This window comes from Maricaulis sp. (assembly GCF_017642925.1).
Lineage (GTDB): Bacteria > Pseudomonadota > Alphaproteobacteria > Caulobacterales > Maricaulaceae > Maricaulis.
In genome coordinates, this window is sequence record NZ_JAEPOL010000010.1 from 95,218 (window position 1) to 109,025 (window position 13,808).

Sequence of the window (13,808 nt, forward strand, 5' to 3'; positions counted from 1 at the left end):
CCGGCAGGCGGCTGTCGACCGGCCCGTCATGTTCGGCTAGAACGAGAGTCACTTCTTCCAGTGACGCGTCGGAGGGGAGACCGAACCGTGATCCGCAAAGCCATTATCAGCACCCTTTTCCTGTCCGCTTCCGCCCTTGTGCTGGCGAGCTGCGGCGGCGGCGAGCCGACCGACAGCGATGCGGTCGTCCTGCACCGCGGCAATTCCTCCGAGCCGCTGTCGCTGGACCCGCACAAGGCCTCGGGTACGTGGGAAAACAACATTATCGGTGACATGTTCATCGGTCTGTTCACCGAGGATGTGTCGGGGACGCCGGTTCCGGGCATGGCCGAGAGCTGGGATGTCTCCGAAGACGGTCTGACCTGGACCTTCACCCTGCGTGAAGCTGTCTGGTCGGATGGCGAACCGGTGACGGCTGACGACTTCGTCTATGCCTGGCGCCGTATCGCGTCGCCGGCGACGGGCGCGCAATATGTCTCTCTCCTGTATCCGATCGCCGGCATGGAAGCGGCGACCCGGGGCGAGCTCGATCCGCAGGATATCGGCGTGCGCGCGATCGACGACCGCACGCTGGAGATCAATCTGGTCAATCCGGCGCCCTATCTCCCCGGTCTCCTGACCCACTACACGACCTTCCCGCTGCCGCAGCACGTGGTCGAGCAGTATGGCGACGAGTGGGTGCGCCCGGCGAATATCCAGGTCAATGGCGCCTACCGCCTCGAGGACTGGCGCACCAACAATTTCGTGCACCTGCAGCGCAACGAGATGTTCTTTGACAACGAGAACGTCTGTATCGACGACGTGTACTACTACCCGACTGTCGACAACTCGGCGGCCGGCCGCCGGGTGCGCAATGGCGAGCTGCACATCAACAATGATTTCCCGGGCCAGCAGCTCGACTTCCTGCGCCGCGAAATTCCGGACTATGTGCGGATCGCGCCGTACATGGGCACGATCTATTTCTCCATCAACACGGATCTGGACGGCTTCTCCAATCCCGATGTCCGCAATGCGCTGGGCATGGCGATCGACCGCCACTTCATTGCCGACGAGATCCTGCGTGCCGGATACGAGCCGGCCTATTCGCTGGTTCCGCCGGGCGTGGCCAACTATCCGGGCGGCGTGCGCGCCCAGTGGGCTGACATGCCGATCGAGGCGCGCCGTGAACGGGCCCGCGAACTGCTGGAGGCGGCCGGCTACGGTCCGGACAATCCGCTGCGCTTCGAATACACCTATCGCGCCACCCGCGATAATCCGCGCGTTGCGCCGGTGGTGCAGAATGACTGGTCGGCGATTGCCGAATGGGTCGAGCCCGAGCTGATCGTCAACGACACCCAGATCCACTACGACAATCTGCGGGCCCAAGACTTCCAGATCGCCGATGGCGGCTGGATCGCGGACTATAACGACCCGTACAACTTCCTCTTCCTGGGCGAATACAGCTCGGTGCCGATGAACTACTCCCGCTACAACAATCCGGAGTATGACGCGCTGGTCACCGAGGCGAACCGCGAGCTCGATCTCGAACGGCGCGGGGAAATGCTGGCCCGGGCCGAGCAGATGTATGTCGACGACATGCCGATCATTCCGATCGTCTACTATGTCTCGAAGAATCTGGTGAACCCGGACGTGACCGGCTGGGAAGACAATATCGTCGACCTGCACCGCACGCGTTATCTCTGCCTGGCCAGCGCAAGCGAGGCCGGTGCCGAAGGCGAAGACGGCTAGCCGCTCTTGCCAGACGACATACCCCCGACCTAGCCTGCGCATAACAGGGCAAGGCCGGGGGATACGTCATGTCTGGAAGTGATGTCGTCAGTGATGCCGTAGTCGGCGGCACAGCCGCCGGCGAACTGGAAGACGCGATCCGGTCATCGCGCCGCCGCAAGTCCGACCGGTTTTCCGTTTTCAGCTCACCGACGCCTGCCGGTACCTGTTCGAATTGTGCCACGGAATTGTCGGGCCCGGTCTGCCACAGCTGTGGCCAGGCCTCCGATACCTTCCACCGGCCGGTCTGGGACCTTGTGCTCGACGTGCTGGACGGTCTGCTGGGGCTGGAGGGGCGCCTGTGGCGGACCCTGCCGCCGCTGATGTTCCAGCCCGGCAAGCTGACGATGAATTATCTGACAGGCGTGCGGGCACGCTATGTCATGCCCTTCCGTCTCTATCTGACCGCCAGTGTGCTGTTCTTCCTGGCTTTCTTTGCGGTCAATGAGGGGCTGAACACCGGACCGGACCCGGCCGGCAGTCCCGAGATTGCCGAGACGCGCGAGGCCCTGGAGTCCGGTGACCTGGAAACCCAGCTCGCCATGATACCCGAGGACGCGCGACAGGAGGTGATCGGCCAGGTCGAACGCGCGCTGGACGATGCCGAGAATGCAGAAAGCGCAGAAACTCCCGAGGCGCGCGAACTGCGCCAGCGGGCCGAGCGCGACGAGCTCAAACAGCGCGTTCGCTATGGTCTGCTGCCGGAATACTATCCGCGCGAGGCAGCTGCCCTGGACCCTGACGAGACTGTCGAGATATCCGAGGGCATGCAGATGAATTTCGAGGGGATCGAGGAATTGCCGCTCAGCTTCCGGCTGCGCCTGGCCGATGGAATTGATGCGGTCATCGATTCACAGGGGCAGGCCCTCTGGGCGGCCATGAAAACCTGGGCTCCGCGGCTGATGTTCGGTCTGTTGCCGATCTATGCCCTGCTGCTGGCGGTCACGCATTTCTACAAGCGCGGGCTCTATTTCTACGACCACCTCGTGGTGACGCTGCATTTCCACGCCTTCCTCTTCTTCATGTTTATCGTGGTCGGGGTGGTCAGCCTGGTCATCGATTCCGCGCTCGCCTTTCTGGTCTTCTTCGTGTGGTCGAACTACTACCTCTACAGGCTGCACCGCACCGTCTATGCCCACGGCCGGTTTTCGTCCTTCCTGCGGACGGTCTTCATGGATTTTCTCTACATGATTGTCCTGAGCTTCGGGGTGCTGGTGCTGGTTTTCGTCGGCTTGTTTACGGCGTCCTAGCCAGCGCGCTCCGCCTTCATACCGGACACAAAAAAGGGCCCGCCGGAGCGGGCCCTTTCCTGTCTTGAGCAATGGCCGGTGCGTTATTGCGGCACGGCCACGCGGCTGCGCATCTGCACGCCGGTCTGGCTGGCTTCCTGGCGGGCCTGGATGGCGGCACGCACTTCCGGCAGCTCCATGAGCGCGTTCAGGCGCGCGGCCGTCTCGGCAGACTCGGCTGAAACACCGAACAGCTCCTGGAAGGCTTCCAGCGGGGTGCGCTGGCGCGGGAAACGGCGCAGGCGCACCGCGTCTTCCGGTGCCAGGCCAGCGAGCTCGCGAGCGGCGTCGACGGCGTCGCGGAAACCGCCGATTTCGTCGACCAGACCCAGATCGAGCGCCTGGGCACCCGTCCACACCCGGCCGCGCGCAATCTCCAGCACCCGCTCCAGCGGCAGATCGCGGCCATCGGCCACGCGCTGGGTGAAGTCCTCGTAGACGTTGGCCATCTGGGCGCGGAAGGCGGCGCGCTGACTTTCCGTCCAGGCTTCCTGGCTGGACATGGCCGTGGCGTATTCGCCGCCCACCGACAGTGTCTCGACATTCAGGCCGACCATGCCGAACGTCTCGTCCAGCACGATCTTGCCGCCCAGAACGCCGATCGAACCGGTGAGCGTGGTGGCATGGGCGAGCACATAGTCGGCCGGCGCGGCCATGTAGTAGCCGCCGGATGCGGCGAGAGACGCCATCGACACCACGACCGGCTTGCCGGCTTCGCGGGCCCGGTTGATCGCGTGCCAGATCTGGTCGGACGCGATCGCCGATCCGCCGGGCGAATCGACCCGGATGATGATGGCGCGGACGTTCGGATCGTCAGCGGCCGCCAGAATGGCCTCGGACGTGAAGTCGCCGCCGATCATCTCGTCGCCGCCAAGCGGGCTGGCATCGGCATCGCCGGTCACGATGGCGCCCTGGCCTTCGATCAGGGCGATAACCGGCGCATTGCTCCAGGCAGGCGAGGCCTGCTCGTGATAGACGGCGATCTCCACTACCTCGCTGCCGGCACCCGCGCGGTCGAGGGCGGCTTCGCGGGCTTCGACGACATGGCCGAGACGGTCGACAAGGCCGGCATCGAGCGCCTCTTCAGCCGTATGCGGCGCGGTTTCGAACACGCTGCGGATCTCGCTGGTCGAGAAGCCCCGGTCGCCGGCGATCGCGGCAACGGCGGTGTCGTAGATGGAACCCAGATAGGATTCGGCCGCTTCGCGGTGTGCGTCGGTGAAACCGGTCTGGGTGTAGGTATTGGCAGCGTTCTTGTACTCGTGGAACTGCTCGAATTGCGGTTCCGCATTGAAGTGTTCGAACAGGCCGCCCAGGAACATCACTTCGGATGCCAGGCCGGCCGGGGTGAAGGACGCGGTGTCCTGCAGCCAGATCTCGTCGGACCCGGAAACGGCGAAATACCCGGTGACGCTCGTGCCTTCGAAGCCCTGGGCGTGGGTGATCACGAACTTGCCGGCCTCACGGAAATCGGCGATCGCGTTGCGCATCTCCTCGGCCATGCCTGGCGACAGGCCGAACTCGTTGGCGCGAATGAAAACGCCCTGGACGCGCGCATCGTCTTCGGCGCGTTCCAGGGTCTGGACGATATCGACGACCGAGAGCGGTTCGGCGAAGGCGAAGGGGGAGCGCGACGGGCTGTCGAGCCGCGGTGTGCGCAGATCCAGTTCCAGGACAATACCGTCATGGGGAAGGGCGGTCTCGCGCTGGGCGCCTTCCATGGCGGAGTTGATCATGGCGCCGATCATGAGGAAGACGACGATGACGGTGAGGACCGAGCCGACGACCACGCCGACAATCGATCCGAAGAACGTTACCCAGAACTGTTTCATGGAAGCCCTTTTGACCCACGCAGACACACGGAGACGCCGCAGTGCAAGATGCGGTCCCCTTTTGCACCATAATGTAGGGCGCGCGGGGATTTGGGTCGAGGGATCGTGTCCGGCAAAGTCCCGCTGGCGGCAATACGGCGCAGTCCGGCGGCCGGAAGCGGATGCTGTGCAGTGAGATCAGGGGCGGGACAGTGAATGGTCGGAGTAGCAAGATTCGAACTTGCGACCCCCGCCTCCCGAAGACGGTGCTCTACCAGGCTGAGCTATACTCCGAACCGAGGCGCGGCTTATAGCCAACTCTTTTGTACGGCGCAACGCGCCAATGACAGGCAAGCTGCAGTCCGCCCCGGAGCCGGGCCGGGGCCGCGCGGATTCACCTGTGGACATGCGTCATGTGCAGTTTGCGCTGCAGCAAACGGCATTGCCCCGTTGCATCCCCCCCGGGGGTTATGTATTTACCGCGCTCCGTCCTCGCTGACGGGCCCGGTTGGGGCGTCGCCAAGTGGTAAGGCATCGGTTTTTGGTACCGACATTCCCAGGTTCGAATCCTGGCGCCCCAGCCATTCCTTTCCAGATCATACCGGAAAAGACCGTACCGGATGACCGGTCGGTCATGCCGGCATCGCGAGATTGTGATGTTGGCGGGCTGTCCGGTTCACGGTCCGCGTGCGCACACCCACTCCGATTTTTCGCCTGTCCCCGAAATGTCGCGTTTCGTCCCGTTTCGCTGTGCAACCGTACCGGAAACGGAATACCATTTTTGCGCGAATGACAGGCCGGGGGTGGTCGCGATACGCGAATCTTGGCGATTTGAGCGCAGCTGAGGCCGCATTCCAGCCACAAAGATGTATTGATCGTGGTGTAACGCTGGTGTTAGCGTTCATGCCAATTCGCAAGCGGCGTGCATGCGCCTATAAGTTGATGGGCCAACCATCACGGGGTTTCGAAGGGTTGCTGGAGCGATACCTTCGAAGACTGGAACACATAACCGCCCTGTGCGGTCGCTGTCTGCAGGCCGCTCAGACCGGGCCGCTTGAGAACGAGGGTAGGGGGCCTAACCGGCAGGTTTTTTGCCGGTCAGCATCGAAGTTTTTTTGGGGCGGGGGACCTGCACGGGAACCCGCATTGACCATTGTGAGGCGAGAAATGGTGAACTTGAAGAATTTGGTTCGCGCGTCGCTTATGGCGACGGTTGCGGCGGGCGCCTTCGGCGGTGCCGCCGTTGCGCAGCTGGACCAAACGCTCAGTGTTGCGCGCAACAACACGCAGGAAGGCGCGCAGACGCAGCGCCGCATCGACCAGCTGGACGACCAGCGGACCGATATCGAGCTGGAGTATCGCGCTCTGCTCGAGCAGATCGAATCGCAGCGTCTGTTCGTCGAGCAGCAGCAAGTCTTCATCCGCTCGCAGGAAAATGAAGTCGAATCGCTGCAGGCGCAGATCAACCGCGTCGACAGCATCGAGACCGACCTGGCGCCGATGATGCGCGAGATGGTTCAGAACCTCGAAGAGTTCGTGAACCTCGACCTGCCCTTCCGCCTGGAAGGCGAGAACGGCCGTCTGGCCCGCATCGAGAATCTCTACGAGCTGGTTGACGACCCGAACGTCTCGCCGGCCGAGCGCTATCGCGTCATTCTCAACGCCTACGAGATCGAAGCCTCCTACGGCCGTTCGCTGAACGCCTATGAGGATACGGTCCTTGAAGAAGGTGTTCCGGTGAACGTCACCGTGCTGCAGATCGGCCGCGTCGCCATGATCCGCCAGTATGACGATGGTTCCATGACGATCCGTCATAACGGTTCCAGCGACTGGGAAGCGCTTCCCGGCAGCTATGAAGCCAATGTGACCCGCGCCATCCGCATCGCCCAGGAAGTGACGACGCCGTCCGTCTTCCTGGCGCCGCTGCCTGGCCCGGCAGTTGCCCAGTAACGGCTTGGAACGGAGAGTGAAAGTTATGAAAACCACGATGAAGATGCTCGCCGCCGCCGTTTCCATGGGCGTGGCACTCACTGCCGGTGCCGTGGCACAGACCCAGCCGGCCGGATCCCTCAACGAACTTCTGCAGCGCGTGCGTTCCGATGCCCGCGAAGCCAGCGCTGAAAACCAGGCACGCCTTCGCGAGTTCCAGTCCAGCACCAATCAGCAGCAGGCGCTGCTGAGCCAGGCGCGGGCTGAACTGAGCGCGCTGCGTAACCAGGCCGACCAGCTGTCGGCCCAGTTCGAAGCCAACCAGACCCGCATCGACGAACTCGATGCCGAGCTGCGTCAGCGCCAGGGGGCCTTCGGTGAACTGTTCGGTGCTGCCCGCCAGGCCGCCGGCGAATTTGCCGCCATCATCGACAGCTCCATCATCTCGGCCCAGTTCCCGGGCCGCGCCGATGCGCTGGAAGAACTGTCCAACTCCCGTACCCTGCCGACGCGTGCAGAGCTGGATTACATCTGGCGCCGCGTGATCGAGGAGATGATCCAGCAACAGCAGGTCGTCACCTTCAACGCCCGCGTCACCGGCCTGGGCGACGGCGAAGCCGTTCCGACCACCCGCGTCGGTCCGTTCGTTGTGTTCACCAACCACAACAACAACCAGCGTTTCGCCCTGTGGCAGGAAAACGACACGACCGGCAACTGGGCGCTGCGCGACCTGCCGGCCCAGCCGCCGGCCAACTTCGTGGGCGGCGCCTCGAACCTGTACAATGCCGATCCGGGTGAAATCGTCATGGGCGTGGTTGACCCGTCCCGCGGTCCGCTCCTCGACATCTACAAGGACGTTCCGGGCCTGGAAGAGCGTATCGAACAGTCGGGCAATGTCGGTAAGGTCATCATCGGCCTGCTGGTCATCTCCGCTGTCTTCGGTCTGTTCCGCTTGGTCTCGCTGCTGCTGACGCAAGCCGCCGTGGCCGGTCAGAAGCGCAAGTCGTCCGGTTCCAAGTCCAACCCGCTGGGCCGCGTGATGCTGGCCTATGAAGGTGCCAAGGACAAAGACGTCGAGACGATGGAACTGAAGCTGGATGAAGCCATCCTGCAGGAATCGCCGAAGCTGGAATTCGGTCTGAACTTCCTGAAGCTGGCTGCCGGTATTGCTCCGCTGCTGGGTCTGCTGGGTACGGTTACGGGTATGATCAAGACTTTCACCCAGATCACCCTGTTCGGTACCGGTGACCCGCGCATCATGGCCGGCGGTATCTCCGAGGCCCTGATGACCACGGTGCTTGGCCTTATTGCCGCCATCCCGCTGCTGTTCATTCACTCCTTCGCCCAGTCCTTCGCGCGCGGCGTTCAGCAAGTGCTCGAAGAACAGGCCGCAGGCATGGTCGCGCGTCACGCTGAAGAGCGTCACGGTTAATCGGAGGAACCGCTATGGATTTCCAGGCCGTATCAACCGGCCTTCAGGAGTTCCTCGAGCGGGGAGGCCCCGTCCTCGTTGTCATCATGGCAACAACATTTGTGATGTGGGCCTTCATCCTCGAGCGCTTCGTCTTCTTCTACTTTGCCCAGGATGGGCTAGCGAAGCAGGCGCAGCGGGAGTGGAATGCACGGGCAGACCGGAAGTCCTGGTATGCCCATGCCATCCGCGACCAACTCATCTCGGAGGTCAAACAGCGTTGCGATCAGAATGTCGAGCTGGTGAAAACCCTCGTCGCTGTCGCCCCGCTCTTCGGACTGCTCGGCACAGTGACGGGCATGGTTTCGGTGTTCGACGTCATGGCAATCTCGGGCTCTTCGGATGCCCAGGCCATGTCTGCCGGCGTCTCGCGCGCCACGATCCCGACCATGGCCGGCATGGTGGCGTCCCTTTCGGGACTCATCTTCGCCAACCAGATCGAACGTCTCGCCCAGTCGCGCACTGCGAAACTGGCCGACTCGCTCGAGATCGGTGAAGGGAGTGTCGAGTCATGAGACGCCGAAACAAGCACCACGACGATCAGGCCGAAGTGAACATGACGCCGATGCTCGACATCGTGTTCATCCTGCTGATCTTCTTCATCGTCACTGCCACCTTCCTCTCGGAAGAAGGCCTCGACATGCGCCCGCCGCCCGACTCGGACACGCCGCCGGATGCGGAAGCCCCGCCTCCGATCGTGGTTCAGGTCGACGACGATAATAATATCTTCGTCAACCGGACGCGGACCGATGTCGATCGCGTGCTCTCGGCCGTCAACCGCTTCCGGGCGGAAGAGCCGAACAGCGCCGTGCTCCTGGAAGTCCAGGACGAGGCCGACCACGGCATCATCGTGCAGATCTGGGACGAGATGGGCGCCAATGGCGTGCCGGTGTCGATCCAGCGCACGAATGAAGACAGCTAGACCGGGAGGAAGCCATGGCGCGACGCGTCAGTCGAGTGAATACCGGTGAGGAAGAGATCGAACTGAACATGACGCCCATGCTGGACGTCGTCTTCATCCTCTTGATCTTCTTCATCGTCACCTCGGTCTTCATCAAGGAGCCCGGTGTGGACACAACCCGCCCGGACGCCATGACCGAGGAAGACCGCAATCCGTCGATGCTGATCGCGGTGACAGCGGAGAACGAGGTCTGGGTCAACCGCCGGGTCTACGAGATGAACGAACTTCGCGGGGTTATCGAGCAGTTGCTGCAAGAGAACCCCAAGGGCCGGGCAATGATCCAGGGCGATGAGGGAGCCAATATCGGTCTCATCCTCGACGTCCAGGAACTGCTCATCGAGATGGATGTCGAAGTGCATATTTCGACACTCCAGACGTAGGGAGGAGACAACATGGGTAATCTTGTCCGTCTCATCATCGGCGTTCCGATCGCCGCCTTCGTCACGATCGTGCTGTTCTTCGTCATGACCCGCCTCATCCTCGTGGAAGGGGCCCCGCCTGCGGAAGACGTCGAAGACCGCCAGTTCTCGATCAACGACGAGGTAGCGGAGATCGAAGCCCGCCGCCGCGACACCACGATCGAGGACGTGCAGCAGGTGGATCCGCCACCCCCGCCGCCGCAGATCGAGCGGCAGCGTGCGGAACAGCCGTCCGAAGGTCTGGCCACCGTCATGGGTGCCATTCCCGAGTTCGAGGCGCCGCAGCTGAACAGCGACAGCGTGAACTTCTCGGTCTCCGACCGCGATGCGCAGCCGCTGGTCCGGATCGAGCCGCAATACCCGATGCGGGCTGCGGAGCGCGGTGTCGAAGGCAGCTGCTGGGTCCGCTTCGACGTGACCCCGGACGGTACGCCGACCAATATCAACATCTACCAGTGCGACAGCTCGCTCTTCGAGCGTGCGTCGATCCGGGCGGTGGAGCGTTGGCGCTACAATCCGAAGGTCGAGGACGGGGTGCCGGTGGCACGTCGTGGCGTGGAAACACGTTTCGACTTCCAGCTGTCCGATTAATGGGAAGACGGGCGGGTGTCGAAGACATCCGTCCGGCCCTCCCGCGGGACGGAACTTGAAAGCCTTCGGGCTGGAGTGGTTCCGGAGGAATTGTCAAAGCCGGTTCGGGGAGTTGGGCCGGTATGAAGGAGCCATCGATGATCCGTTTTAACGGTTTCGATACATCGGGCCTGTTGCGCTCCGTCGCGACGCTTGCCCTGGCTGCGGCCATGACCACGGTCGTGCTCGCCGACGCCGATGCCCAGCGCCGCAATCGCGATCAGGAAGAGGAGAATGACGGTGCAGACCGGACATTCACCGCCCGGGTCGGCGAGATCGTGCTGGAAGCCCAGGAACAGCAGAGCAATGACCAGTTCACGGCCTCGATCGAGACCCTCAACCGTGCGCTTGCGATCAGCGACATCAATCCGTACGAGCGGTCGATCTGTCTGCAGCTGCGCGGCCGGGCCTATTACGAGACCGAGCGCAGCACCCAGGCTGTTCAGGACTGGCAGGCCGCGATTGCCACGGGCGCAATGTTGCCCGAGGAAATCGTCAATATGCGCATCAATATCGGTCAGCTGCTGATTGCCAACGAACAGTATAACGAGGGCATCCGCTCGCTCGAGCAGGCTGTCGAGATGGGCGGCGAAAGCGCCGTCAATGTCGGCGTGGCCCGCATGCTGGCCCAGGCCTACGGCCAGGCCGAGCGCTACCGCGACGGTCTGCGCTGGGCGGAACGCTTCTGGGAATTGCGCCCGGCCGCCGAGCGGACCCGCGGCGACTATTCGCTGATGCTGTTCTACTACCAGCAGCTCGACGATGTGCCGAACCAGTTCCGCATCATCGAGGGCATGGTTGCGCGCTGGCCCACCGAGAAGAATAACTGGCGTTCCTACGCCTCCCTCCTGGCCCAGACCGGCCGTGAGGAAGATGCGTTCGAAGCCAACAAGATCATGTATATCAACGGCATGCTTACCGAGAGCCGCGAAATTGTGGCGGTGGCGCAGTATTACAGCTATTACGAATATCCCTATCGGGGTGCTGTGATCTTGGAGCGCGAGCTCAATGCCGGTGCTGTCGAGCGCACCCGCGAAAACCTGCAGCTGCTGTCAAACATGTGGCGTCAGGCGCGTGAATGGGAACGCGCCATCCCGGTCCTGCGCCAGCTGGCCCAGATGACCGGCGATGGGGATGACTATCTGAAGCTGGCCGAAGCGCTGTACCAGCAGCGGCAGATGGCTGAAGCCGAGGATGCCTTCCAGGAAGCGCTCAACCGCGGCGGTCTCGACCGTCCGGGGACGGCGTGGACGCTTCTGGGCAATGTGCGCCAGGAGCTGGGCCGGACGGATGCGGCTCTCGCCGCTTTCCGCGAAGGCGCGCGCTATCCCTATTCGCGCACGACGGCGAATGGCTGGATCACCTTCATCACCAACCAGCGGGCCGCTGCGGCCGACCGGGTCCGGATCCGCGAGCGGGTCCGCCTCGACGAATGCCGCTTTGCGGTCGAGGATCTGCGTGAGACCGCGACCCTGCTGGGCGATGTCGACGAGAACGGCCGTATCGTGATCGATGTGCCGAACAATTGTACCGACCTCTACAACCAGTACGGCGAACGTCTGAACCAGAACGTTGCCGAGGGCGAAGAGGCTCCGGCCGAAGCGGCCGAGGACGACACCGAATCCGACGCCGGCTAGGCGTCCGGTCATCCGGTGACAGGATCAACGCCCCGGCCCGCGTGGCCGGGGCGTTTTTCTTTGCCGCATTGGCTGCAGCCAACCTGTGCGCGATTTCCGGCCGGTTTCAATCGCAGGTGCCCCATTCTCGCCCGATTGTGACAGCAAGCTTTCCGCATCATGACGTTGCACCGGGGCTGGGGAGTTCGCGTCATGTGCTGGGGAGGTGCACATGGGATACCCGAAATTCACCACCGGTGCGGCTGGCGGTCTGGCCGCGCTCATCATCGCATTCACGACGCTCGGCCCGACGGCAGCGGCGCAGCGAAGCGCGCCGGACCGGCCACCGGAAGCCGTCGAACGAACGCTGTCGCAGCGTGTCGGCGAGCGTATTCTTGAAATGATGGAGCATGAGGGCGCCGGCGAGCACGCCGCCGCGCTGGCGGGCTATCGCCAGATGCTCGAGACCGAGGGCCTTACCCCCTATGAACGCGCCATGCTGTTGCAGCTGGCCGGCCGCAGCGCCTGGGAGCTGGACAATCCGCGCGAGGCCATCGCGGCCTGGCGTGCGGCCATCGCGCTCAATGCACTGCCGGAAGAGGACGCCAATACGCTGCGCATCAATACCGGCCAGTTGCTGCTGGCCGAGGGTGAGTACCGGGCCGGGATCGATCTGATGGAGACCGCCCTGGCCCGCGGTGTGCCGCTCGGTGCGGATCTCGCCATGCGCCTGGCCCAGGGTTATGGCCAGCTGGAGGCCTATGGCCCCGGTCTCAACTATGCCCGCCAGGCCTTCGATCTGGCGGAAACGCCGGACCGGCCGCATTTCTCGCTGCTGCTCTTCTTCTACCAGCAACTGGACATGCTGCCCGAACAGACGGGTCTTCTCGGGCAGATGGTGGGCCGCTGGCCGGACGAGAAAGCCTACTGGACCAGCTATGCCTCGCTGCTGGCACGTACGGGGCGCGAGGCCGATGCCTTCGAGGTGAACCGCATCCTCTATCTCAACGGCATGCTGACGGACAGCGACGAGCTGATCCGTCTCGCCCGATACTATTCCTACTACGAATACCCGTTCGGCGGGGCCTCCATGCTGGAACGCGAGCTCAATGCGGGCCGCGTCGAGCCGGAGCCGGACCATTTCCGCCTCCTGGCCGACCTGTGGCGCCAGGCGCGCGAGTGGGAGCGGGCACGGCCCGTCCTGCAGCGGGTTGCGACCCTGACCGGTGCCGGTGCCGATTATGAGCGCCTCGGCGAGGCCCTCTACCGCGCCGGTGAGTTCTCCGAGGCCGAAGCGATGTTCGTGCAGGCCCTGTCGCGCGGCGGGCTCAACCGCCCGGGCGATACGTGGACGCTGGTCGGCAATACGCGGGTCGAACAGGATGATCTTCTCGGCGCCATCGATGCCTTCGAGCGCGGGCTGGAGTGGGACTATTCCCGCGCCACCGCCCAGGGCTGGATCGGTTTCATCGAGCAGAAAATCGCCATCCAGCGCGATGGCGAGCGGTTTGCCCAACTCACCACGATCGAGGCGTGCGAGCTGGAGATCGAGCGCATGCGGCGTGGCCCGGTGATCTCCGAGGATCAGCTCGACAGCGAAGGCGTGCGCATTTTCGACCTCTCGGCCGAATGCGAGCCCTATTTCGACGTCAATGGCCGTCTGAAACCGGAATTCGAGCGGGCCTGACCCTGCATCCTTTCAGGGCAATCGAGCGGCCGGGCCCGTCCATCCAGGTGGACGGGCCCGGTCCGCTTCGCCCGCATGTTTCCCCGAGACCGCCATATTTGACCCTTTTTGCGCCCCGGTTTCGCCGGACCAGCAGGGTCTCATGATCCTGCGGCAAGGAGCTGAGTTGTAGTTCCGAGGGGGAGGCGCCGAGTTGTGGCGCCCCCGTCCGCTCCGGCCCGCCCGGCC

The 13,808-nt window shown here is 63.5% G+C and carries 11 protein-coding genes and 2 tRNA genes; 11 read left to right on the forward strand and 2 right to left on the reverse strand.

The genetic code is table 11. The annotated features are described in order from the left end of the window. The first annotated feature begins 87 nt into the window (after positions 1-87). Positions 88-1,728 carry a peptide ABC transporter substrate-binding protein gene (locus tag JJ918_RS09865; protein WP_291886526.1) on the forward strand — a complete coding sequence of 547 codons (1,641 nt, stop codon included), beginning with the start codon at positions 88-90 and terminating at the stop codon, positions 1,726-1,728. Positions 1,729-1,796: 68 nt separating this feature from the next. Next, the gene (locus JJ918_RS09870; protein WP_291886528.1) at positions 1,797-3,017 is read left to right on the forward strand and encodes a DUF3667 domain-containing protein; all 1,221 of its coding nucleotides are present in this window, start codon (positions 1,797-1,799) and stop codon (positions 3,015-3,017) included. Positions 3,018-3,100: 83 nt separating this feature from the next. Here JJ918_RS09870 and sppA read toward each other — a convergent pair whose 3' ends face one another. Both sppA and JJ918_RS09880 read right to left on the reverse strand, forming a co-directional pair. Next, positions 3,101-4,888, reverse strand: a complete 1,788-nt coding sequence (gene sppA / locus JJ918_RS09875) for a signal peptide peptidase SppA (protein WP_291886530.1) — start codon at positions 4,886-4,888, stop codon at positions 3,101-3,103. Positions 4,889-5,084: 196 nt separating this feature from the next. Beyond that, positions 5,085-5,161: transfer RNA gene (locus tag JJ918_RS09880), tRNA-Pro, on the reverse strand. Positions 5,162-5,376: 215 nt separating this feature from the next. On the opposite strand from JJ918_RS09880, the gene JJ918_RS09885 reads away from it, so the two are divergent. From JJ918_RS09885 to JJ918_RS09925, 9 genes are all read left to right on the forward strand, one after another. Next, positions 5,377-5,451 (forward strand) — tRNA-Gln (locus JJ918_RS09885). 619 nt (positions 5,452-6,070) lie between these two features. After that, positions 6,071-6,817: a DUF3450 domain-containing protein gene (locus JJ918_RS09890; RefSeq protein ID WP_291886531.1), complete on the forward strand. Its 747-nt coding sequence runs from the start codon at positions 6,071-6,073 to the stop codon at positions 6,815-6,817. 25 nt (positions 6,818-6,842) lie between these two features. After that, a complete protein-coding gene (locus JJ918_RS09895) occupies positions 6,843-8,228 on the forward strand; it encodes a MotA/TolQ/ExbB proton channel family protein (RefSeq protein WP_291886533.1) in 1,386 nt (461 codons plus the stop codon). Between the two features lie 14 nt (positions 8,229-8,242). Continuing rightward, positions 8,243-8,782, forward strand: coding sequence for a MotA/TolQ/ExbB proton channel family protein (locus JJ918_RS09900; RefSeq protein WP_367277685.1), 540 nt, complete (start codon positions 8,243-8,245; stop codon positions 8,780-8,782). Beyond that, a complete protein-coding gene (locus tag JJ918_RS09905; RefSeq protein ID WP_291886536.1) occupies positions 8,779-9,189 on the forward strand; it encodes a biopolymer transporter ExbD in 411 nt (136 codons plus the stop codon). Before JJ918_RS09900 ends, JJ918_RS09905 begins: the two co-directional genes overlap by 4 nt. Positions 9,190-9,203: 14 nt before the next feature. Continuing rightward, a complete protein-coding gene (locus JJ918_RS09910) occupies positions 9,204-9,608 on the forward strand; it encodes a biopolymer transporter ExbD (protein ID WP_291886537.1) in 405 nt (134 codons plus the stop codon). Positions 9,609-9,620: 12 nt separating this feature from the next. Beyond that, complete coding sequence (locus JJ918_RS09915; protein ID WP_291886539.1) at positions 9,621-10,238, forward strand: energy transducer TonB; 618 nt, start codon at positions 9,621-9,623, stop codon at positions 10,236-10,238. 137 nt (positions 10,239-10,375) lie between these two features. After that, on the forward strand, positions 10,376-11,914 hold the full coding sequence (locus JJ918_RS09920) for a tetratricopeptide repeat protein (protein WP_291886541.1): 1,539 nt from the start codon (positions 10,376-10,378) through the stop codon (positions 11,912-11,914). 211 nt (positions 11,915-12,125) lie between these two features. After that, positions 12,126-13,580 (forward strand): tetratricopeptide repeat protein, encoded by a 1,455-nt coding sequence (locus tag JJ918_RS09925; protein ID WP_291886544.1) that lies wholly within the window; start codon positions 12,126-12,128, stop codon positions 13,578-13,580. Positions 13,581-13,808: the final 228 nt, after the last annotated feature.

Excerpts from the sequence above, each read along its gene's own strand:
- JJ918_RS09915 (WP_291886539.1), top strand. The coding sequence starts at position 9,621 with ATGGGTAATCTTGTCCGTCTCATCATCGGCGTTCCGATCGCCGCCTTC.
- JJ918_RS09910 (WP_291886537.1), top strand. The coding sequence starts at position 9,204 with ATGGCGCGACGCGTCAGTCGAGTGAATACCGGTGAGGAAGAGATCGAA.
- JJ918_RS09920 (WP_291886541.1), top strand. The coding sequence starts at position 10,376 with ATGATCCGTTTTAACGGTTTCGATACATCGGGCCTGTTGCGCTCCGTC.
- JJ918_RS09900 (WP_367277685.1), top strand. The coding sequence starts at position 8,243 with ATGGATTTCCAGGCCGTATCAACCGGCCTTCAGGAGTTCCTCGAGCGG.
- JJ918_RS09925 (WP_291886544.1), top strand. The coding sequence starts at position 12,126 with ATGGGATACCCGAAATTCACCACCGGTGCGGCTGGCGGTCTGGCCGCG.
- JJ918_RS09895 (WP_291886533.1), top strand. The coding sequence starts at position 6,843 with ATGAAAACCACGATGAAGATGCTCGCCGCCGCCGTTTCCATGGGCGTG.
- JJ918_RS09870 (WP_291886528.1), top strand. The coding sequence starts at position 1,797 with ATGTCTGGAAGTGATGTCGTCAGTGATGCCGTAGTCGGCGGCACAGCC.
- JJ918_RS09890 (WP_291886531.1), top strand. The coding sequence starts at position 6,071 with ATGGCGACGGTTGCGGCGGGCGCCTTCGGCGGTGCCGCCGTTGCGCAG.
- sppA (WP_291886530.1), bottom strand. The coding sequence starts at position 4,888 with ATGAAACAGTTCTGGGTAACGTTCTTCGGATCGATTGTCGGCGTGGTC.
- JJ918_RS09905 (WP_291886536.1), top strand. The coding sequence starts at position 8,779 with ATGAGACGCCGAAACAAGCACCACGACGATCAGGCCGAAGTGAACATG.